Source organism: Pedobacter frigoris, from assembly GCF_032678645.1.
GTDB classification, from domain to species: domain Bacteria; phylum Bacteroidota; class Bacteroidia; order Sphingobacteriales; family Sphingobacteriaceae; genus Pedobacter; species Pedobacter frigoris_A.
The window spans coordinates 77,858-98,827 of record NZ_JAVTSP010000009.1; the positions used below are offsets into that span (position 1 = coordinate 77,858).

The 20,970-nt window shown below is 39.2% G+C and carries 11 protein-coding genes; 1 reads left to right on the forward strand and 10 read right to left on the reverse strand.

Going from position 1 to position 20,970, the window contains the following annotated elements; genetic code table 11:
* Positions 1 to 12: 12 nt before the first annotated feature.
* From R2Q78_RS20825 to R2Q78_RS20850, 6 genes are all read right to left on the reverse strand, one after another.
* On the reverse strand, positions 13 to 1,611 hold the full coding sequence (locus tag R2Q78_RS20825; RefSeq protein ID WP_316794495.1) for a discoidin domain-containing protein: 1,599 nt from the start codon (positions 1,609 to 1,611) through the stop codon (positions 13 to 15).
* A 188-nt stretch (positions 1,612 to 1,799) separates the two neighbouring features.
* A complete protein-coding gene (locus R2Q78_RS20830) occupies positions 1,800 to 3,245 on the reverse strand; it encodes a hypothetical protein (protein ID WP_316794496.1) in 1,446 nt (481 codons plus the stop codon).
* A gap of 102 nt (positions 3,246 to 3,347) precedes the next feature.
* Entirely contained in the window at positions 3,348 to 5,075 is a 1,728-nt protein-coding gene (locus R2Q78_RS20835) for a RagB/SusD family nutrient uptake outer membrane protein (RefSeq protein WP_316794497.1), read from the reverse strand.
* Between the two features lie 7 nt (positions 5,076 to 5,082).
* Entirely contained in the window at positions 5,083 to 8,145 is a 3,063-nt protein-coding gene (locus tag R2Q78_RS20840; protein WP_316794498.1) for a TonB-dependent receptor, read from the reverse strand.
* 43 nt (positions 8,146 to 8,188) lie between these two features.
* Entirely contained in the window at positions 8,189 to 9,826 is a 1,638-nt protein-coding gene (locus tag R2Q78_RS20845; protein WP_316794499.1) for a RagB/SusD family nutrient uptake outer membrane protein, read from the reverse strand.
* Positions 9,827 to 9,830: 4 nt separating this feature from the next.
* Positions 9,831 to 12,863, reverse strand: coding sequence for a TonB-dependent receptor (locus tag R2Q78_RS20850; RefSeq protein WP_316794500.1), 3,033 nt, complete (start codon positions 12,861 to 12,863; stop codon positions 9,831 to 9,833).
* Positions 12,864 to 13,133: 270 nt separating this feature from the next.
* Here R2Q78_RS20850 and R2Q78_RS20855 point away from each other — a divergent pair, with 270 nt between their 5' ends.
* Positions 13,134 to 17,180: a two-component regulator propeller domain-containing protein gene (locus R2Q78_RS20855; protein ID WP_316794501.1), complete on the forward strand. Its 4,047-nt coding sequence runs from the start codon at positions 13,134 to 13,136 to the stop codon at positions 17,178 to 17,180.
* A gap of 251 nt (positions 17,181 to 17,431) precedes the next feature.
* On the opposite strand, the gene R2Q78_RS20860 is transcribed toward R2Q78_RS20855, so the two are convergent.
* The 4 genes from R2Q78_RS20860 to R2Q78_RS20875 all read right to left on the reverse strand — a co-directional run bounded on the left by R2Q78_RS20860 (position 17,432) and on the right by R2Q78_RS20875 (position 20,968).
* The gene (locus R2Q78_RS20860; RefSeq protein ID WP_316794502.1) at positions 17,432 to 17,959 is read right to left on the reverse strand and encodes a ferritin; all 528 of its coding nucleotides are present in this window, start codon (positions 17,957 to 17,959) and stop codon (positions 17,432 to 17,434) included.
* Between the two features lie 100 nt (positions 17,960 to 18,059).
* On the reverse strand, positions 18,060 to 18,434 hold the full coding sequence (locus R2Q78_RS20865; RefSeq protein ID WP_316794503.1) for a hypothetical protein: 375 nt from the start codon (positions 18,432 to 18,434) through the stop codon (positions 18,060 to 18,062).
* 77 nt (positions 18,435 to 18,511) lie between these two features.
* The gene (locus tag R2Q78_RS20870) at positions 18,512 to 19,561 is read right to left on the reverse strand and encodes a response regulator (protein ID WP_316794505.1); all 1,050 of its coding nucleotides are present in this window, start codon (positions 19,559 to 19,561) and stop codon (positions 18,512 to 18,514) included.
* A 171-nt stretch (positions 19,562 to 19,732) separates the two neighbouring features.
* Positions 19,733 to 20,968 (reverse strand): MFS transporter, encoded by a 1,236-nt coding sequence (locus R2Q78_RS20875; RefSeq protein WP_316794506.1) that lies wholly within the window; start codon positions 20,966 to 20,968, stop codon positions 19,733 to 19,735.
* Between the last annotated feature and the right edge of the window lie 2 nt (positions 20,969 to 20,970).

A 20,970-nucleotide genomic window follows, 5' to 3' on the forward strand; every position in this document is an offset into this window, starting at 1 on the left:
TTTCTTGTATTTTTAATTATTAAAAAAGCCTATCTCAGCTATTTGAGCAAAGACTTGTCCATCCCAGCTCGATTGAGGTACTATCTTAAAGTATCTGAATGTGAGCGGTGATGAGAAGGTAAAGTTTTGTTTAGTACTTGATTTTGCAATTACGTAACTAGCCTGAGACACAAATGTAACCCCATCTGTACTGTACAGAATATCAGCATTTTTTATTGGCCTGGACGCACCATTCTGGATGGTAAATCCGTCGACAGTTTTGGAAGATCCCAGATCTATGGTAATATAATGCGGATAGGTAGCTGCCGGGGCAACTGAATACTGGCTATGCCAGCCGCTGCCGGTATTGTTGTCGATAATACTTGTTGCAGGTGCTGTAGTTTGCTGTGAGCTGTAGGCTGCTATACTCCACCCAGCTTTACTGATTTCCGTCTTTGTTCCGAATTCCAGTACAGGGAGCGCATTTACCCACTTATAATTGTATATGGTCTCTTTTACGGTGCCATTTTCAGCTACCAGTTTCACTTTCATTTCATACGGACTGGCATCTTTATATTTAAATTCCGAAATCGGCATTTCTACATAAAAACTATCCGTACCAATTACTTTAGACTCCCAGGTAGTTGCGTTATAGTCCTTGTTTGTACCTGTACCTTCACTATTTACATTAGGGTCATTGTAGTAAACAACACTATTGATCGGTGTATTGCTGGTAAATTTACCCGAAACAACAATAGCGCTTTTAACAGCAGAATAATCAGCATAAATCTTGGTGATACTTGAAGTAACGGCCCCATAATAAGTTTTTGTGTCATTATTAAAGACCTGGTTTACATTCAATATCGCACAGTCTGTAGCCGTAAGAAAGGTTGGCGATTTACCTAAAGTACCATTACCCGCCCACATCAGGGCCATTCCCAAAGTTGCATTTTCTGAAACTTTCTGACAGTTGTGAGGCAGATTTAAGCCGTGTCCGAGTTCATGTACCAAACCACCGTACCAAACACTGAACCTATTGCCATCTGCATTAGTTTTTCCGAGATTGGCTATATCCAAGCCTTCATAATCCAATGCAAAACACCATTTTCCCAAACCATAGAACGGACCCCCGCTAGGAGTTCCATCGGTTTTAAAACTATATCTTGGTATGATCACTAAAGTATGGTCACTGGTTTTTTCTGTGGGATGGGCAGTGAAATAAGCATTGATCTCAGACTGTACCGCAGCGGCACCACCAGTATAAGGATAACTGGTTTTAGGTAACGTCCCCCTGATGGTAATGATCTTTACACGACTAATGACAGAATCTTTAAAAAGGCCAAAAGTTTTGTAACCGTAGCCATTTCTGTTCATCTCATTTTTAAAGAAAGTCTGTGCCCATAACATCAGTTCACTCAAACGCTTTTCATAAGCAGGCAGGGTATCCAGGTCATTGGGCACGAAATAAATCAGGTTCAGATTTCGGGGCTGACTGCTGACATAAGCTGTATCATGGGGAGCACTTACAGAATCTGTGAGTGTCTGAAATGATTCAGCATTCATATTTGATTTCTTACATGACGAGATCGTCCATGCCATGAAGAGGCACATAATTAGAGTTTTAATTTTCATTGGATTTGGTTTAGGGATTGATTGTTTATTTTAATTATTACATTTTCATTAGCTTATTAAATTATTTGTTCATTCCATTATCCATTATTAAAAGCAGAGGATGTTTTTCGAACATCCTCATACTTTCCCACTAACTAACCAAATTTTAATCTCGTTGAGTCTTCAACGGAATTATCTTAATAGATTTGTTATTTATTAAGTTTCAAGGCCTTTAAGAGTGACCACGGATACTTCTTTGAGTCTTTATCCTTAATAGACACTTTACCTCTTATAACATTTAACAGCTTATCCTCGCCAAGGATATTGTCTTCAAAGGAATTCTCCTTCCAGCTCAGTTTACTATACTGTTTATCTGTTTTACTAAAAACCCCAAATGAAGCATTGATATACTGAATAATATTGCGTTCAAACACAACATTCTTAGGCCCTCCATATTCCACATCGACCAATTCAATCTTAACAGAATCTTTTGAATTATTATAGAATACATTATCTGAAATCCGCGTGCTATCTGTAGCCAACGCAAAATTGAAAAGGCGCTTACGGTTATTGCCATCGTTTATGCTCAGATTATTCCTGATGATGCTATTTTTAGTCATCATACTTTTTGCATTAATTGCATCTGAGATGACCAACATAAAGCCACCTTCATTATCGTGACTATAGTTATTCTGGATGATGGTATGATTGCAATTACCGTCAATATCAAATGACTGACCGTCATTAGAATGATCATCATTTTGAGTATATGCTACTTCATTAAACTGGATTGTGGTATTGTCACTGCTATGTGGCCATATGCCAACTGCATTATCTTTTGCTCGGGTACGAATATAAAACAGCTTATTGTGTTCTACCAAAGAGCCATCGAAAGCTTTTACTACAATTCCATCTCCACCTATATCCTGAATGATACAGCCTCTGATGACCAGATTTTTATTTGGAAACCAATTGTTTCTAAAACCAAAGGTACCGTTCCCTCTTATACCATTCCTATCTACCCGTTCAAGTTTACAATTCTCGATCAGGAGATTTTCGATATTGCTGGGTTTAGGCCCCTGACAATCCCAGAATATTCCATGACCTTCTTTACTTCCTTTTTTATTATCTCCATTAATATCGTGTACATATAAATCTGATATTCGGATATTAGAAATGGTCCCAATATTTTCTGACAATATACGCACACCGGTAGGTCCTGTTTTTTGTTCTTTAACTGCCGGATCAAAATTAGATATGTCAAAGAACTGAATAGTCACATGGCTTATATTTTTAATCAATACAGCATCTGTAAACTTTCCTTCAGCAGCAATTACAGGTAAAGCCCCCCTACCATAAGCACTGAAAATAATCGGGTTTTCTGCAGTTCCTGATCCTTTAGGCACCAATTGCCCCTGCCATTTACTTCCCCTTTTAAAAAACACACGGTCACCAGGTTTAAATACCTGTGAATTCACCTTGTCAAGTGTTCTCCAAGCCCGCTTCACACTTGTTCCTGGCTGGTTATCATTTCCGTTTTGCTGATCTACATAATACTTACCTGCGCCGGTAATATCTTTTGCCTCTGATGATACAGGTATTATTAAAATTGGGACCAGAAACAATAAGCTGAATAACAGCAGAGGTTTTATCATTTTTACTTTATTTATCATTATAACAATCAGGTTAATTCTATTTTAGGCGCTAAGGTAAAAAGAGCTATCCGAAAAGGTATATTCTCGGATAGCGACTTATGATTACCAATCTGGATTTTGTAGCAGCTTTGGTGCTTTTGAAATTTCGCTTTCCGGTATTGGAAATAAGTAGAAGTTATTTGAGAATTTATGAGGAATAACATCAAAGGTTTCATAAGTAAATGATGTTCCTATTTTGGTAATTTTCATTCCTCTTGATGGTTTGTTGAAATAATCAGCGGCAATTTTCCATCTGCGGGCATCCCATATGCGATGCTCTTCAAATGACAGTTCAACACGTCTTTCGTTCTGGATAATCAATCTCATTTCATCTTTGGTCATATTAGGCTTGAGGCCGTAATTTGTATTTACGCCCGGATTGATTCCTGCTCTTTTCCTGATTCGTTTTAATGCATCATAAACTCCGTTCACTGGCCCTTCAAACTCATTCAGTGCTTCAGCATAATTCAATAGAATTTCAGCGTATCTGATGAGCGGCCATACACGTTCTGTATTTCCTGATGAACTTTCCTGTAGCATCTTTCTATTGTAATATCCCGTTGTCTGGGCCTTTACGCCAACACCATCAGGACTAGATCCATAAAAAGTATTCACTACCTGATTTGTTGATGATAAAAACCACAGAGAGCCATTATAGATTACACTATTATAAAAACGGGGATCTCTGTTTACATAAGGATTTTGTTCATTGTAGTGTGCATCAGGATCTGAAATGGCAAGGCCATCAGCTGTTCCATAAGCATCCACCTGGTTTTGGGTAACATTACTTGCGTAACTGCCACTTCTGGAAGAAGGAAGGAACAAATTTTCAAAATCACGATTTAACCCCCTGTTAGCCTGGAAAAGATATTCATTATTTACCCTCATAGTAAACACTTTGTAAAAGCCATAGCCCATTCTGGTAGTATTGTCTTCATATAAGCTATATGCCTCAGAAGTAATTATATCATTGGCTGCATCCGCTGCTTTCTTCCATCTTTGATTGTCTTTTGTTGGATATCCTGTAATGCTTTTCAACGGCCCTGTCCCAGCATTTTCTCCGTTAAACAAAGGACTTGCTGCATATAGTAATACTCGTGATTTTAAGCCCATACACGCACCTTGGGTAACGCGTCCGTAATCGGTAATTACCTGTGTCTGATTGGTAGGTAGGTCTTTAGCAGCAGCATCGAGTTCAGCTACGATATAATTTACACATTCCTCATAAGTATTTCTTTCCAGGTTAAAATCGTCCGCCGGTTCAAAAACCTTATCACCAATTAGCGGAACACCAGCATAGTGTTTCAATAAAATGGAATAATACCATGCCCTTAGAAAACGTGCCTCTGCTTTTAGGCGAGTCCTTAGTCCACCACTTAACGGCGATTCGTCTACCTTAGACAAAAATTTGTTCACCCTTCTAATATTCGCCCAGGCCATGCTCCAATTGTTTAGGATCTGCACATTTTTGGCAGTGTTGGTGGTGGCTGCCGATAAAGCACCGGAAGCCATTATTACAGCGTCATTTTGCGGGCCTGTATATTGCACTGGAACCGCTTCATCTGCAACTACCGGATGGCCTCCTGCCTCCCATCTGCCGGGATTAAAGCTGTAACCCACATCGGTGTATATCCGGGTTAAAAAAGCGATTGTATTCGTACTATCTTTAAATGTCGTTTCTTCATTTAAAACATCATTTAGTTTGGCATCAAGGAAGCTATCTCCCTTTTTACAGGCAGTTCCAGCAGTTGCAATCACAAGCGCATAGAAAAATATAGATTTAATTTTCATAACTGATTTATAAAGAAAATGAAAGACCAAAATTGTAAACTCTCTGATTGGGATAGGCTGAAATTACCCCTCCTGTATTTGCTTCAGGATCGGCCTGATAAAACCTATCAACATTAGTCCAGCTTAGTAAGTTATAACCATTCGCATATACCCTGATTCCATTCATGCCAATTGGCTTCACCCATTTCGCGGGCAGCTGATATCCAATCTCCATCGTTTTAAGCCTTAGATATTTTGCATTCATTTGCCAAAAATCAGATTGGGATACGTTTGCAGCGCTTATAGTACTCACTGTTCTTGAGATAATAGGGAATTTTGCAGTTGCTGCTGTTTCAGGTGTCCATGCCTGCTGGTGAATTGCCTGGAAGTTAGAAGAAAATGCAGATATAGCTTCTGATGCAAACGCCAGACTGTAGCCTGATGAGCTTGTTAATAACGCACTAAAATTAAATCCTTTATAATTAAAACCCAAAGTTAGGCCAAGTGTTGTACTCGGAAGATTTGGTTTACCAATAGCGGCTCGGTCAAATGCATCAATTACTTTATCACCATTTAAGTCCTTATATTTTAAATCTCCCGCCCTGAATACTGTGGTAGGCTTTGCAACTGCAGGGTCCGTTAGATCTGCCTCACTATAGAAACCTTCAAAAATATATCCGAAGTTTTGTCCAACCGGTCTTCCAGTACGTTGCAGCCAAGGGTATCGCTGTTGTGCTTCATCCCTGAAGACTACTTTGTTTTCAGCGAAAGAGAATGTACCTCTAACAAAGTAATCAAAGTCATTGATCCTGTCTTTAAAAGTAATCTCCCCGTCCCAGCCTTTATTGTTAACTTTTCCCAAATTCACCGGAGGCAAACCTACACCGATAATTGCAGGCACACTTTCTCTGGTCGTTAGGATATCATAACGGTCATTATTAAAATAATCTAATGTAAGCGCTACTTTTCCTTTAAGTAAGTTCACATCCAGACCTATGTCCAGCTTCTTTTCCTTTTCCCAGGTAATGGCGTTATTCCCTAGCGTACCCTCAGTAATACCAAGTGCATTTGTAGGAGCCGGTCCAAAATTGTAGCTACTGGTTGAGCTTGAATATATCTGATCATACGCATAAGCAAAGCTACTTCCTGTAAAATCAGAACCAACAAGACCATAGGAAGCCCTAAGTTTGAATAAATCAACAAAAGGGATGGCTTGTTTAAATAGCTTTTCTTCAGCAAGGTTCCATCCTACAGAAACAGCAGGAAACCATCCATATCGATTGTTCTCAGCAAACTTGTCGGTACCATTATATCCGGCATTAAACTCAACCAGGTATTTTTGTTTATAGTCATAACCGGCCCTAAATGTTAATCCCCTGTAATTTACAGGAACAACCGGCCCATCCACATAACTGTTCTGATTAAGGAGTACCAAACCATAGGCATTATGATCTGTAAAAGAACGTCTGTAGTTTAAAGATGCTTGCACATTGGTAGTCCGTTGTGCATTTCCTGAAGAACTGTTGAGATTAAAAGGAGGTATCCTATACAAATTTGGATCCTTCGGTGTATACACACCTGTTGTCATATTATAACTGTACTGAGGAAAACTGTTTACAGTTCCTGATCTTACGAGCCCCCTGCTATTCGTTTGCGCACTTGAATAAGCGATTAGTGCTTTTGCACTTAATCCTTTAGTCAGGAAATCCAGCAATTGTGTTCCACCAAAAGTGATATTCAGGTCATTGTCGAAAGAACGGCTGTATCCCTGTGTAGCTAACCTTCCGATCACATTTGTTGTATTCAATTTTGGATTATAACCGTAGCTACCATCCGGATTGTAAATAGCGTAAGCAAATGGAGGAAGGAAATTATAGCTATAGACCTCTCTAATCAGACCAGCACCTTCAGGGCTATAAGTAACAGGATCATTGGTTTCACCAAAACGCCCCGTCATATCCAATCGGAAGCTTAGAGTCTTAGTAGCCTGAATATCTAAGTTTGACCTGAAGTTGTAACGTTTATAATAGTAATTGTTATTTACTTCACTTTTGGAGCTAAAATCTTTCATTAATCCATTTTGCCACAGATAACCCAATGAAACGAAATACTTAACACTTTCAGTACCTCCTGATATGTCCAGATTTGTTCGCGACTGTTGAGATGTAGGATTGAAAATTTCATCAAACCAGTTCACATTCGGATGTCCGTAAGGATCTGATCCATTTCTAAACAGTTCGATATCTTGTTCTGTATAAAAAGGTGTTTGTCCAGAGTTTACATATCCCTGATTGGTTAATAGGGCTGCGTTGTAAGCATCAAGAAATTTAGGTTTAAATGTCATTTCTGAAATACCCAGTTCAGATTTGAAGTTTATTCCTGGTTTACCTGCTCTACCTCTTTTTGTTGTAATCACCAAAACACCGTTTGCTCCTTTAATACCATAAATAGCTGTGGTAGACGCGTCTTTTAATATGGAGATAGTTTCAATTTCATTAGGATCAAGCTGAGCCACATCTGCATAGTTGTATTCAATATCATCTACAATAATCAAAGGACGTTGTCCACTTACATAACTGCTTACACCACGGATAAAAAAGTCGGCTCCGTCCTTACCAGGTTGTCCACTTCTTTGTTGCGAAGTAAATCCCGGTAAACGCCCTGCCAGCGTATTCTGAACACTCGCTGTTGGATTTTGTCTTACTTCCGCAGCACTAATCGAACTTACTGCACCAGTATTTGTAATTTTCTTTTGTACTCCGTATCCAACTACTACCACCTCTTCCAATCCTTTGGTATCGGTTGCGAGAGTTACTTCAATAGTACTTTTACCGGCTACATTCACTTCCTGACTGAGATAGCCGACACTTTTTATAATGATTGTCTGACTGGTTCCTCTGAGAGTCAGCTTAAATTTACCTTCAGCATCTGTAACTGTACCATTATTGGTTAAGCCTTTTTCCACTATTCCAGCTCCTGGAAGTGGCCCTCCACTATCTCTCACTACCCCTGTTACCGTCTTGGTCTGTGCCAGTGCTAATCCGGAAGACATATAGGTTAGTATATATATCAATATTAAAATTCTTCTCATAAAACATGTATATGTAATGTCTGTTAATCTGTTTTTTGCCACTCTACCAGCCTGTATTCTGAACCAGACTGCGGTTTTTAGTGATTTCGTCATAAGATATCGGATAGATGTACATCTTAGGTGCTGAAAAACTCACCTTTGCTGCTTCATATGGCTCATAAGTAAGCGTCGTTCCTGTTTTTGTAATTCGCATTCCATGAAGTGAACCGTTCAGTACAGTTTCAGCAATTTTCCATCTACGGATATCCCAGAATCTTTGTTCCTCAAAAGCCATCTCCACTCTTCTTTCATGCCTGATGACTTCTCTCATCTGATCCTTATTCAAATTCAATGGCAATGCAAAAGGCACCAGCCCGGCACGTCTGCGTATATCTTCAATAGCTTTATAAACATCAGCGTCGGGACCTGAATATTCATTTTGAGCCTCTGCAAAATTCAGAAGTATTTCCGCATACCTGAACAGCATAAAATTATGTGTCTGACTACTGAATACCGTGCTCGAGGTAAAATCTCCCATGAATTTACGCATATAGTATCCTGTACGCGTCTGCGTCACAATACCTCCTGGCTTATCTTTTCCCCCTTCAAATGTTTCAATATTTCTATTGAGCCATTTAAATCCATTGTGAAAAATAGTTAGGTAAAAACGTGGGTCACGGTTTAGGTAAGGATTATTTGCATCATAAAGCGCCGATTGCGTGTAAGACTTACCGTCCTTCATTTCAAAGGCATTTACCAGCTCCTGAGTTGGACTTGTATAACCATTTGCAGTCACCGGCCCAGCATAACCAACAGGCGTGTTATTGGTTTCAACATCATTTCCATTAGCCCTTTGAAAAGCAAGGATAACTTCTGTATTTTTCCTGGTAGTAAATAGTGTGCTAAAACTGGAGTGCAAAGAAAAAACATTTAATTTCATCACCTCTCTTGCAGCATCAGCAGCATCTTTCCATTTTGGATCGTTGGCGGCAAGAGCATTTGCATTGTATAATGGGCTAGCCATGTATAAAAGTAAACGAGACTTTAAAGCCAGCGCCGCTGCCTGTGTAGCCCTGCCCAGATCTGCATCACTTATAGGATCTTTTCTTAAAGCGCCTTTAACTTCATCACATTCATTCAATATGTACTGAGCACATTCGGCCAAGGTATTTTTTGGAATAGACAGATTATCATTGATCGTAAGAACCCTCTCTCCAAGCAAAGGGACTCCACCGTAACGTTTCACCAACTCAAAATAAAAGTATGCTCTAAGAAAACGTGCTTCTGCAATCCAATAGTTCTTTTCGGTGATCATGGATTGCTTAAAAGGCACCTTACCAACATTAGCTAAGAAGATATTCGCTCTCCTTATACCGGTATAGTTTTTTGCCCACTGATCATCAGGATTGTTAAATGAGCTGATTTGTCCATTGGTAAACCGTTCAATGGTACTTGATGTTTGTGAAGCGATGGCATCATCAGATGCCGATTCAAGCACATTTCCACCAATGCGATTAAAGCCTGTTGGTAAGTTACTATAAGTTTCAATTAGAAATCCTTTAGCAAAATCACCAACAGAATCCTTTTCATCAAAAACATACTCTTCTGTCCATTGATTTAAAGGTGTTTTTTCAATATCATTTTTCTGACATGCAGTTAAGCACCCAGCCGCCAGAATGATAGTATATATGTATCTTTTCATAAGATTAAAATTTGATGTTAATACCCATGTTCACTACTCTTTGGGCAGGATAAATGCTTCCTATTGTCTCTGGATCAACCCTGTCAAGTTCAGACTGAGTAAACAGATTTAAACCATTTGCAAATACACGTATAGAAGAAAGCCCAACTTTATTGCTTAGTCTTCCCGGCAACGTGTAGCCAACTTCAACATTTTTAAGCCTTAAGTAATTTCCATTCTGAAGCCAGAATGACGAGCTTGCCTGGTTATTAACGTTACTACCTACAGTCAATCTCGGATAAGTAGCCGTAGCAGCAGTAGCCGGTGTCCATCTGTCTAAATGATGTTCAAAAGCTTGGCCAAGTCCATTATTTTGAAATTCCCATTCTGTAGCGCCAGACAAATAAATAGTCCTGTTTCTTGCACCCTGTAAAAGGGCAGAAAAATCAAATCCTTTATAATTGACCCCAAAATTCAAACTGTAATAAACCATCGGTTTATTAGACCTTAATGAGGTGATGTCAAACTGATTGATTACATTATCGCCATTTAGGTCTTTATACTTAATGTCACCTGGTACCGGATTGTAACCAGCTATTTTTGGACTGGCATTAATTTCCGCAGCACTTTGAAAAAACCCATCTGCGATATATCCAAATGTCTGACTGCTGCTTTGTCCTGTTCTCTGCATCCAATTATATTCTCTGTAAACCTCATCCTGATAAACAATTTTGTTACTACCTGAAGAAATAATTGCAGATACAAAGTAATTCAGGTTATTTACATGATTTCTATATGTGGCCTGTAGATCCAACCCCCGATAATCAGTTATTCCGATATTTTCTAAAGGGTATGTATTCCCGATAATTGCAGAGCTCTTTCCTCTTTGCTGCATAAGATCGTAGAATCTATTTTTATAATAGTCAACCGTGATATTGAAAGTATTATTGAAAAAGTCAGCATCCAATCCAATATTCAGTTTTTTAGCCTTTTCCCATGTTGCATTAGGATTGGCCAGTGCACTTTCAGTTTTTGTATAAGCAAATGTCGCGCTGGTACCAAAGTAATATCCAACACCGTCAACATAGTATTGGTCATACACGAAATAACCTATATTGGCATTCCCTGTTTTTCCGTAAGAGGCCCGAAGCTTAAGGTTATTTATCCAGCTCACATTATCCTTAATAAAATCTTCTTTGGAAATGTTCCATGCTACACCTGCGGCGGGGAAATAACCATATCTCTGATTATCGATATACCTATTCAGTCCACTATAACTCATGGCCACCTCTAGCATGTATTTTTCATCGTAATTGTAAGAAAACGAGCCCGCCAATGTTTTATAATCGAGTGGTAAATTAGGCCCATTGATGTACATATTTTGGATGTTTCCATTAACCAGAGCATTCAAATTGTGTTTTCCGAAGCTTCTGTCATATCCCATCTGAAACTCAGTATAAAGGTTTTTAGTTTGTGCGGTATTGGTACTTGAACCTGCATTTTGGACACCGTCTACTTTAAATTTCTGATAATCATATCCCCCAGTCAGATTTGGTGTCTCTTTATATACTGCAAATGTTTTTGTTCTGTTGGTAGCATCACCAAGTCCTGTATTAAATGACAAAGTCGCTTTTACAAATAGCCCCTTTATCACATCATCAAGAGTCCTTTTGAGAGAAATATCTGCGGAAATCGTCCTGTCATAGCTCAATGTATAACCAGACCGCGTACTCAATCCCCATATGTTGTTTTGAAAGTCATTATTTCCGCCCAGAGATCCATTTCTGTTAAACAGAGGATAAGCATTGTTTGGTGTAGATGCCAAAGCACCATAAAGGTTACTCCCTCCGGGATAGTTTCCATTTTCTATCGCACCGAATAAGTTAAGATTTACAACAAGATTTTTAGTAATATCTACATCAATATTGGAGCGCAATAAGTAACGCTTATAGTTTACATTGGTATTATAAGAATTGTCATCGGAAGTTTTATACAAACCATCCTGATTCATATAATCTACTGATACAAAATACCTTGCATTATTGCCTCCGCCAGACGTATTTAAGTTGTAGCGGGTAAACGGAGAAGAGGGTTTTAGTATTTCATCATACCAGTCTACATTGGGATGACCAACCGGATCTGACCCGTCTTTATAAGCCTGCAGATCTGCTGCAGTATAAATTTCTGCCTTGCTATCATTTCTCAACGCTTCATTGAATAATGTTGCATAATTGTAGGCATCAAGAGTTTTAGGCATTCGTGTTGAAGATTGGATCCCTCTTTGCGCTGTAAAAGAAACTTTTTGTTTTCCAACTTCGCCCTGCTTAGTTTTGATAAGAATTACCCCTCCTGAAGATCTTTGTCCAAGCATCACTGTACTTAGAGCATCTTTCAGGATAGTTATTGATTCAATCTGTTCAGGATCTATTGAAGCAAAACTTCTTGGAATCCCATTGACCAAAACCTGAGGAGCAACTCCTCTGATAGATGCTCCTACAAAATCATTACCTGGTTCTCCGTTTGCCTGCAAAGTTGTAAGCCCAGGAAGCCTTCCTGTAAGTGCATTTAAATAAGATACAGTTGGAGATTGTGCCAGTTCCCTGGAATAAACATCTGCGTATGACTGTATACTGGTAGATTTTTTTCTGGGACCGTATAAAGTATTATAGGTCTTCTCTGTCTGGGTGCTCTCTGTTAGAGAGAGGTCTAAATTTTGCCCTGAAGCTTCAATTTCTCTAGTAAGATATCCATTCAATGTAACAACCACAGTTTCCCCAGTTTCCGCATAGATGGTATATTTACCATTTCTATCTGTTGTTGTACTCTCATTTTTTGATTTATTGAGAATGTTTACACCAAACAGCGGCTCTCCGTATATATCAGAAATGACACCTTTTACAGTACCGGGAATCATTTCCTCCTTTTGGATCTTTTTTGCTTTTTGATTGTTTTGAGCTAATGCTGTAATAGGTACCAAACTAAAACCTATGAATTGCAATAAAAGCAATCTGCGTCTTAATTTACCAACCATCACTTTCCTTAAGTAACGTTTCATCATAATTTGTTTGTTTTTAGGTTTATTATTGCCGGGCAGCAAAAACTTATTTGGCTTAGGGTAAAGTTGTGATGATAAAAAAACTTGGTGGGGTGAAGGATCTGTTTATATGGGGAGAAAATCCTGTTTATGCACCTAAAAAACCAAATTCACCCCCCTCAGCATATTTAATTATCTTAGAAATCGTAAATTTAGCTTCAACCAAACGCATGATTTAAATCCCATGTTATAAACCAGGTCAGGAAACAGGTGATGATAAAAAGAACCATCTTGATGCTCTCAATTGTTATGCTGCATTTATGCGTTAAAGGACAAGAACTGATCTTTAACCACCTGATGACGGAAAATGGTTTGTCCCAGAATTCAATATTTGCAATTACCCAAGATAACAGGGGATTTATGTGGTATGGCTCCAGGTTTGGACTAAACAGATACGATGGCAATCAGTTTAAACTATACAAAAGCGATGCTTCCGATTCGAATACGCTGACAGATGACTACGTAACTGCATTATATAGTGACAGTCAGGGTATATTGTGGGTCGGCACGGCTAACGGACTAAACAGATTCAATTCCCGGAAAAATACTTTCGAAAGAATTTACTTAACTCAGGAAAGCAGACCGAACAGGTATAATGGGATTAAGAACATTTATCAGGATAAAAAGGGACACTTATGGATTGCCACAAACCATGGTCTTTACCTGCTTCTGGATCGCAGGACCAATCATTTTATCTCTGCCGGCCAATTTGGGCTTCAACCCCAGATTGCCAAGGGTGAAGTACTAGCCATCTATGAGGATGATGAAGGATATTTATGGATCGGAACAAATAATGGACTTACCCGCTTCTTATTCAACAAAAGGATCTATGCCATAAAAACATTTACCAGTTCCAAAACTCCGGGAAGCATCAGCGATAATGCTGTAACAGGTATTATAGAAGATGATCAGAAAAATCTATGGATAGGCACTGAAAATGGCGGATTGAATCTTTTCAATAAGAACACAGAAACATTTGCCTCCTTTTTACACGACGAAAGAAACACCAATAGCATTGTACACAATGCAATCAGGAGGATCATCAAAAATAGTTCAGGGGAACTCTGGATCGGTACACAGGAGGGATTGAGCATCTTAAATCCGCTGACCAGGACATTTCGTACCTACCAGCACCGTAAAGCCAATCTTCAAAGCTTAAATCAAAATTCCATATACAGCATATATCAGGACATGAATGGCTCGGTATGGATAGGAACTTATTATGGAGGTGTGAATGTAACATATGCCTCTCCGACCAATTTTAAAATCTGGCAGTACAACGAAAAACTACCCGGAATAAACCATAATGTAGTGAGTTCAATTACAGAAGCAGGAAATAATAGCCTTTGGATCGGTACAGAAGGCGGTGGATTAAATTATTACAATTCGACCACCGGAAGATTTACAGCATATAAATACCGGGCCTCAGACCCTCAAAGCCTTGGATCGGATCTGGTGAAAGTAGTTTATAAAGATAAGAGCGGAAATATATGGATCGGAACCCATGGCGGCGGACTGAACCTCTTCGATCCTGCAACCGAGAAGTTTAAGCGGTTTCTAACCCACAAATCGGATTTAAATACCACCCGTTCGGAAATTGTAGCCATACTCGAAGACAGCTATGGCATGTTTTGGGTAGGGAGCCAGACCGGACTCAGGATTTTCAACAAAGAACAATCCAATCTTAGCCCTTTTAATGTTCCGGCGATACTTAAGCCCTTTGAGGACAAAAACATCAAAGTCCTCTTCGAAGATTCAAAGAAAAACATATGGATTGCAGCCACAACAGGGCTGTATGTATATTCAAGAACTTCCAGCAAAATGCTTACCTATAACCTCCCTAAAGGAAGTAATAGTGTGAGCAACAACTCTAATTACATCAATTGTATCCAGGAAGATTCTAAAGGAAATATCTGGGTAGGGCTGTACTACGGCGGGCTAACTTATTACAATCCGGTAAATAAGAAATTTGCGGGTAATTATACGACTAAAGATGGATTGTCAAACAATAACGTCCTTGGAATAATTGAAGACACCAAGCAGCAATTATGGATCAGTACATCAAACGGGCTCAACAAATTTGATCCTGTTCATAAGATATTTCAGAACTACACCACCAGTGACGGACTTGCAGGCGATGAGTTTAATTACAATTCATTCTTTGCAAATAAAAACGGAGAACTGTTTTTTGGCGGTTACAATGGGCTTACACATTTCTTCCCAAACCAGATTCAGAAAAACAACTACAAAGCCAGGATTCAATTTACAGGGCTTAGGCTATCCGGAAGTACTGTAGTAATAGATGGGCCTGACGAACTTCTGAAACGGGACATGAGTTTCACGAAAAAACTTCAATTCAGGCATGACCAAAATATCTTTAACATCGAATTTGCCTTACTTAATTTCATTAAATCAGATAAAAATAAGTATGCGTATAAGCTAGAAGGTATTAACGATCAGTGGGTAGAAACCAATATCCCTTCCGCGGCGTATACCAACCTGCCTTCAGGAACCTACAATTTACTGGTCAAGGGAGCCAATAACGACGGTGTATGGAGTACGCCAGCTAGTCTTAAAATCGAAATATTACCTCCGTTTTATAAAACATGGTGGGCATTTTGTCTCTATGCGATTATCCTGGGTATCGTACTCTTTTTTATCACCAGGTTTTTCTACTTAAGACAGCTGATCACTAAGGATGAGGAACTTCATCAGATCAAACTAAACTTCTTTACCAATGTGTCACATGAGATCAGGACCCACCTTACGCTTATTATGGCACCAATAGAGAAGCTGATAGACGGAAACCAAAATAATGCAACAATAAGTAAGCACCTGACCAATGTAAAACACAATGCAGACCGTTTACTGAGACTTGTAAGTGAACTGATGGATTTTAGGAAAGCAGAAACAAAGCATCTGAAGCTCCACATTGCAGAGCATGATCTGATTTCATTCCTAAAAGACATTTACAGTTCGTTTGAAGAGCTTTCCAACAAAAAGAAGATTAACCTTTCGATTTTATATGAAGAAGATCCAGTCCCCTTATATTTTGATAAAGAACAATTGGAGAAGGTATTTTTCAACTTGATCTCAAATGCCTTTAAATTTACACCACCCGGTGGCAGTATTACTATTCAGGTACAGAAAAAAGACAATCAGGTTTTCATTAGCATTGAGGATACCGGACGGGGAATTGCCACAGAACACCTGGATAAGTTATTTACAAATTTCTTCCAGGTAGATGACCACAATATCCAAAATACCGGATATGGGATTGGACTTGCACTGTCGAAAAACATTGTGGAATTGCATAAGGGCGACATCGGTGTAACCAGCATTCCCACAAAAGACAACAAATCTGGCCATACCAGCTTCATTGTAACCCTATTGTCGGGCTTCCAGCATTTCAAGAATACTACCTACCTGCAACCCGCGGTTACCCAAATGCATGCTGTACCTCTATCGATCACTCAAGCACCGGAAGGCAAACAATCCAAAGATAGTTCAGATGAAGCTAACAAAAAGCAAAGCATACTGATCGTAGAAGATCATTCAGAGCTGAGACAGCTTATCAAAGAGTCTCTTGAAGATAACTATAGCATTATCATTGCGAGAAATGGTCTGGAGGGCTGGGAAAAAGCAATCATAGAAATTCCGGACCTAATCATTAGTGATGTAATGATGCCAAAAATGGATGGCTTTACGCTCTGTAGCCAACTAAAAGCGGATGACCGCACCAGTCACATCCCTGTAATACTATTGACCGCTAAAAGCTCTGAAAATGACCAGATCAGCGGATTGTCGGGCGGGGCAGACAATTACCTCACAAAACCATTCAGCAATAAGATACTCCAGCTTCAGGTAAGAAACCTTCTAAACGGCCGCGAAACGATGCGTAAAAAATTCAGCAGGTCATTTGTACTGGAACCAGCTCAGGTTGTTGTTGACTCTTTAGATGAGAAGTTTCTCTCCAGGCTCATACAGATCATAGAAGAACATATGGACAATGAGCACTTTGGAGTAGATATGCTTTCGGAGAAAATAGGCATGAGCCAGTCTGTACTTTATAAGAAGATCAAAGCACTTACAGACATGTCAGTAAATGACTTTTCGAAATCCATACGTTTAAAAAGAGCGGCACAACTGCTCAAACAGAAACAGAATACAGTGTATGAGATAGGCTATATGGTTGGATTTGCTGACCGGAAGTATTTTAGCCGGGAATTTAAGAAACAGTTTGGCCTGACGCCAAGCGAGTATATCGAAAAAGTGGATTAGTTATCCAAAAGGACAGCTACCGCAACGTTTTCCTCTAAGGTATTTCTCGCAGCATTCGGATTTTTTCTTTTCCTTTTTATGCTTCTTGGAATCCTTTTTATGCTTTTTGTCTTTTTTATCTTTCTTTTTCTTAGACATAACCCCTCCTCTGATAGCAATATACTAAAAAAGGCACATATTGTTTGCATTTGCACCAATATGTACCTTCAAAAGGTACCCTGTAATCTCTTAACAGGTCTTATAGAAACTGATTATCCTTCAGTGTACTCGATACCGCCAACGTGTTTGTCGATCTGCCATCTTCCTGTTCCTTCTTCTCCTATCACGTCAAACAATTCCAGTGCACGACGAGCTTTGTATTCTTCTTCTCTTTGTTCTCTGAAGAACCAGTTTAAAAATTCAAGTGTTACATAGTCTTGCTCCTTATGGCAACGTGCAGCAATGTTCTTAATAGATTGTGTTACGCTGATTTCCTGATCTAAAGCTTCTTCAAACACTTCACGGAAAGAATTATATTCAATTTTAATATTAGTGATATCAGGAGATATTGCTGTTCCTCCCATATCTAATACGTATTTATAAAATTTAAGCTGATGCATTCTTTCTTCTTCTGCCTGCTTGAAAAAATACTCAGATGAAAAATCGTATCCGTTACGATTGCACCATGAAGCCATTGAAAGATATATTGCTGATGAATGAGCTTCTTTTTTTATTTGCTGATTGATAAGCGCCTCTACATCTGATGAGATTAAACACTTAGTCCGAATGATGTCTTTCATATTTGTATCGATTTATTGATATTATAATAACAAAATTAGTGCTATAAATCAACAACAAAGAATAATAAGGCAATATGGAAAGATTCTAATTCTAAGTTAATCAGGCAACTATCCTGTGTAACCTGTCATAGATGATGTGATTTAACTCCAGCATGACAAATGTGCCCTGCAGTAATTCCTTAAGACCTATGATCTGTAGTAAAGAAAGGACATAACAATGGTCACAGGCGCAGATGAATATGATCTCTAAATCCGGAGTTTTGGTATTGTCTAAAAGAAGGTTTTCAATATCTATCTGATAAACCGCTTTTTTTAGTTTCAATAAATTACGATAGTCAAAACGGGCAAGTTTACCTGCAAAATCAATATACCAGCAATTCTCACTGTCAGATTGATAGATAGCACCTTTTGAGGTACTAAATACTTCTTCGAAATGGATGTTTGTTAGTATAGCTGTTTCTTGCATAATTCGCATTCACTATTTGTTGATTGCAAAGATTGGCATTATTTAGAATTAATCCAAATCGTATAGAATTATTTTTTATTTGAATCTTAATTTTTCATTTTCACCAACCTGTCCAGATCCAGGATCTGAATCTGACTCCCCTTCTTTTCAATCAGCCCTTCTTCTTTAAAATCTGTCAGGGTCCTGCTTACCGTTTCTGTAGCCATTCCTGCCATGGCTGCCAGCTCATCCCTGGTTGCTTTAAACTGTACATCATCATTAGACAGTTTATTCAATTTGATCAGCACCTGTGCCAGACGTTTACGAACAGAATGATAAGCCAGTTCGAGCAACTGTTCCTCCTTTTCCCTCACATCATTGGAAAGTATTTTGATAAATTGGCGACTGACGTCAGGGTATTTATTGAGTAAATCAACAACGGCATCTTTTGGCAACAGGCATATTGCCGAGTCCTCTAGCGCCTCTGCCATTTCAGTAAAATTTTCATTCAGCAGCAGCGCATTTATACCAAAATAATCATTTGGTTTATACAAGCCAGTCATCAGTTGTCTACCGTCTTCAGCAAATTTTATGGTTTTAACAGTACCTTCTAAAAGCAGATAAAGACCTTGTGGCTGGTCACCTTCGTAATAAAGAACCTGTTTTTTCTTGATATGCCTGACTTTTCGTCCGGCAATTAAATCATTCAACTCTTTTAGGCCATTTTCATTTCCATTTGCCAATCTTTGGAGACTTTGAAGCGACTGCTTATAATAGCCTTCCACCCTTTGTTTTTTAATCAATCTGCTTTCAATAGCATTTAGCAGCTCCAGGTCATCAAAAGGTTTGGTCAGATAATCATCTGCCCCCATCTCCATTCCTTTTCTAAAATCAATACGTTCGGCTTTGGCTGTAAGGAAAATAAAGGGAATATCTGCTGTACCTGGATTTTTGCTCAAAAGATACAAAACACCATAACCATCGAGCTCAGGCATCATGATGTCACACAATATCAGATCTGGTTTGGTATGGTTTGTAATTTCAACCCCTTTCTTTCCATTATCGGCCTGCAATACTTCATAGCCGGCGAGCTCCAGTATTTCTGCTGTACTTTCGCGGATATCGGTATTGTCCTCAATAATTAAAATGGTCTCCATATAAATCTGACTAGGTGTAAAAGCGTGAATATTAGAGTTTGAAAGTTAAAAATAATATTCATCACAAATATCAAAAGTTAACAATGAATTAAAGTGACCATGATCACTTTTTATTTTGATCATGGTCAGGACAAATAAAATCACGGTCAAAGCGTCAGAGAAAACCCGTTATCATTCGGGTTCTATAAAATTCAGATCTCTGTTGTGCGTTTCGGGGACTGTCATGACACAATAAAACCCTACCACAAAACATATCAAACCGACTATAGCGGCAGCATTTAATTCAAAAACAACGGGTTTTAGGAAGGCATATAATGTTGTCATGCCGATAACTGTGCCCCTGACCATATTCGGTATGGTAGTCGCTGCTGTCGCCCGGATATTGGTCCCGAACTGTTCTGCTGCTACGGTGACGAACATTGCCCAATATCCAATGCCAAACCCAAGCCAACCACACATAACATACAGTCCGGTCGCACTCTTCACCCCTCCGTACAAGTAAATGATACTTCCTACGAGGGTAAACATCATAAATAGTGCAATCGCTTTTCGGCGCGAGGCGAGATAGTAGCTGATGATCCCACTCAAAAGATCACCTCCGGCCAGTCCAACGTAACACCACATCACCGCCAATCCAGGTTTAATGCTTTCAGTAATATTCAAGGCCTTACCAAACTCATTGCTAAAAGTAGTGAGTATGCCGATGACGTACCAGGTGGGCAGACCAATACCAATGCATTTCAGATAAAGCTTCAGCCGATCTTTATTGGTAAAGAAAGAAGCCAGATTTCCTTTTTTAAGTCCTTCGAAAGTCTGCATGGATTTGAACATACCTGATTCAAAAACTCCGATCCGGAGAATTAGCAGTAGCAAGCCTAGTCCACCTCCGGTGAAATAAGCATATCGCCAGCTAAAAAGTTCGACAGTAAAATAAGCGGCCACAGCCCCCAGGAGCCCTACCCCTGCTACAACTGAGGTACCTATAGCACGAAGTCTTTTCGGCAAGCTTTCTGAAACCAGGGTAATACCGGCTCCTAGTTCACCTGCCAGACCTATCCCCGCTATAAAACGAAATATTTTATAGATGGTAACATCCTGTACAAATCCACAGGCAAAATTCGCGATGGAATAGGTAATTATAGAGCCAAACAGAACTGAAAGGCGACCTTTTTTATCGCCCAGCACGCCCCAGAGCACGCCTCCAATCAGCAGACCGCTCATCTGCCAGTTTAGGATACTTGCTCCTTGTACCGAAACACCGGCTTCATCAAGCCCCAGTTCTGTAAGACTGGGAACACGTACTATTCCAAAAAGTAGCAGGTCGTAAATATCAACAAAATAACCAAGTGCTGCGACAATTACCGGCGCACTCAACAGATGCTGAACAGATGTTTTTTCTTTGTTCATAG

Bases quoted from the DNA above. Each gene is read 5' to 3' on its own strand.
- R2Q78_RS20825 (WP_316794495.1), bottom strand. From the start codon at position 1,611: ATGAAAATTAAAACTCTAATTATGTGCCTCTTCATGGCATGGACGATC.
- R2Q78_RS20830 (WP_316794496.1), bottom strand. From the start codon at position 3,245: ATGATAAAACCTCTGCTGTTATTCAGCTTATTGTTTCTGGTCCCAATT.
- R2Q78_RS20835 (WP_316794497.1), bottom strand. From the start codon at position 5,075: ATGAAAATTAAATCTATATTTTTCTATGCGCTTGTGATTGCAACTGCT.
- R2Q78_RS20840 (WP_316794498.1), bottom strand. From the start codon at position 8,145: ATGAGAAGAATTTTAATATTGATATATATACTAACCTATATGTCTTCC.
- R2Q78_RS20845 (WP_316794499.1), bottom strand. From the start codon at position 9,826: ATGAAAAGATACATATATACTATCATTCTGGCGGCTGGGTGCTTAACT.
- R2Q78_RS20850 (WP_316794500.1), bottom strand. From the start codon at position 12,863: ATGATGAAACGTTACTTAAGGAAAGTGATGGTTGGTAAATTAAGACGC.
- R2Q78_RS20855 (WP_316794501.1), top strand. From the start codon at position 13,134: ATGCTCTCAATTGTTATGCTGCATTTATGCGTTAAAGGACAAGAACTG.
- R2Q78_RS20860 (WP_316794502.1), bottom strand. From the start codon at position 17,959: ATGAAAGACATCATTCGGACTAAGTGTTTAATCTCATCAGATGTAGAG.
- R2Q78_RS20865 (WP_316794503.1), bottom strand. From the start codon at position 18,434: ATGCGAATTATGCAAGAAACAGCTATACTAACAAACATCCATTTCGAA.
- R2Q78_RS20870 (WP_316794505.1), bottom strand. From the start codon at position 19,561: ATGGAGACCATTTTAATTATTGAGGACAATACCGATATCCGCGAAAGT.
- R2Q78_RS20875 (WP_316794506.1), bottom strand. From the start codon at position 20,968: ATGAACAAAGAAAAAACATCTGTTCAGCATCTGTTGAGTGCGCCGGTA.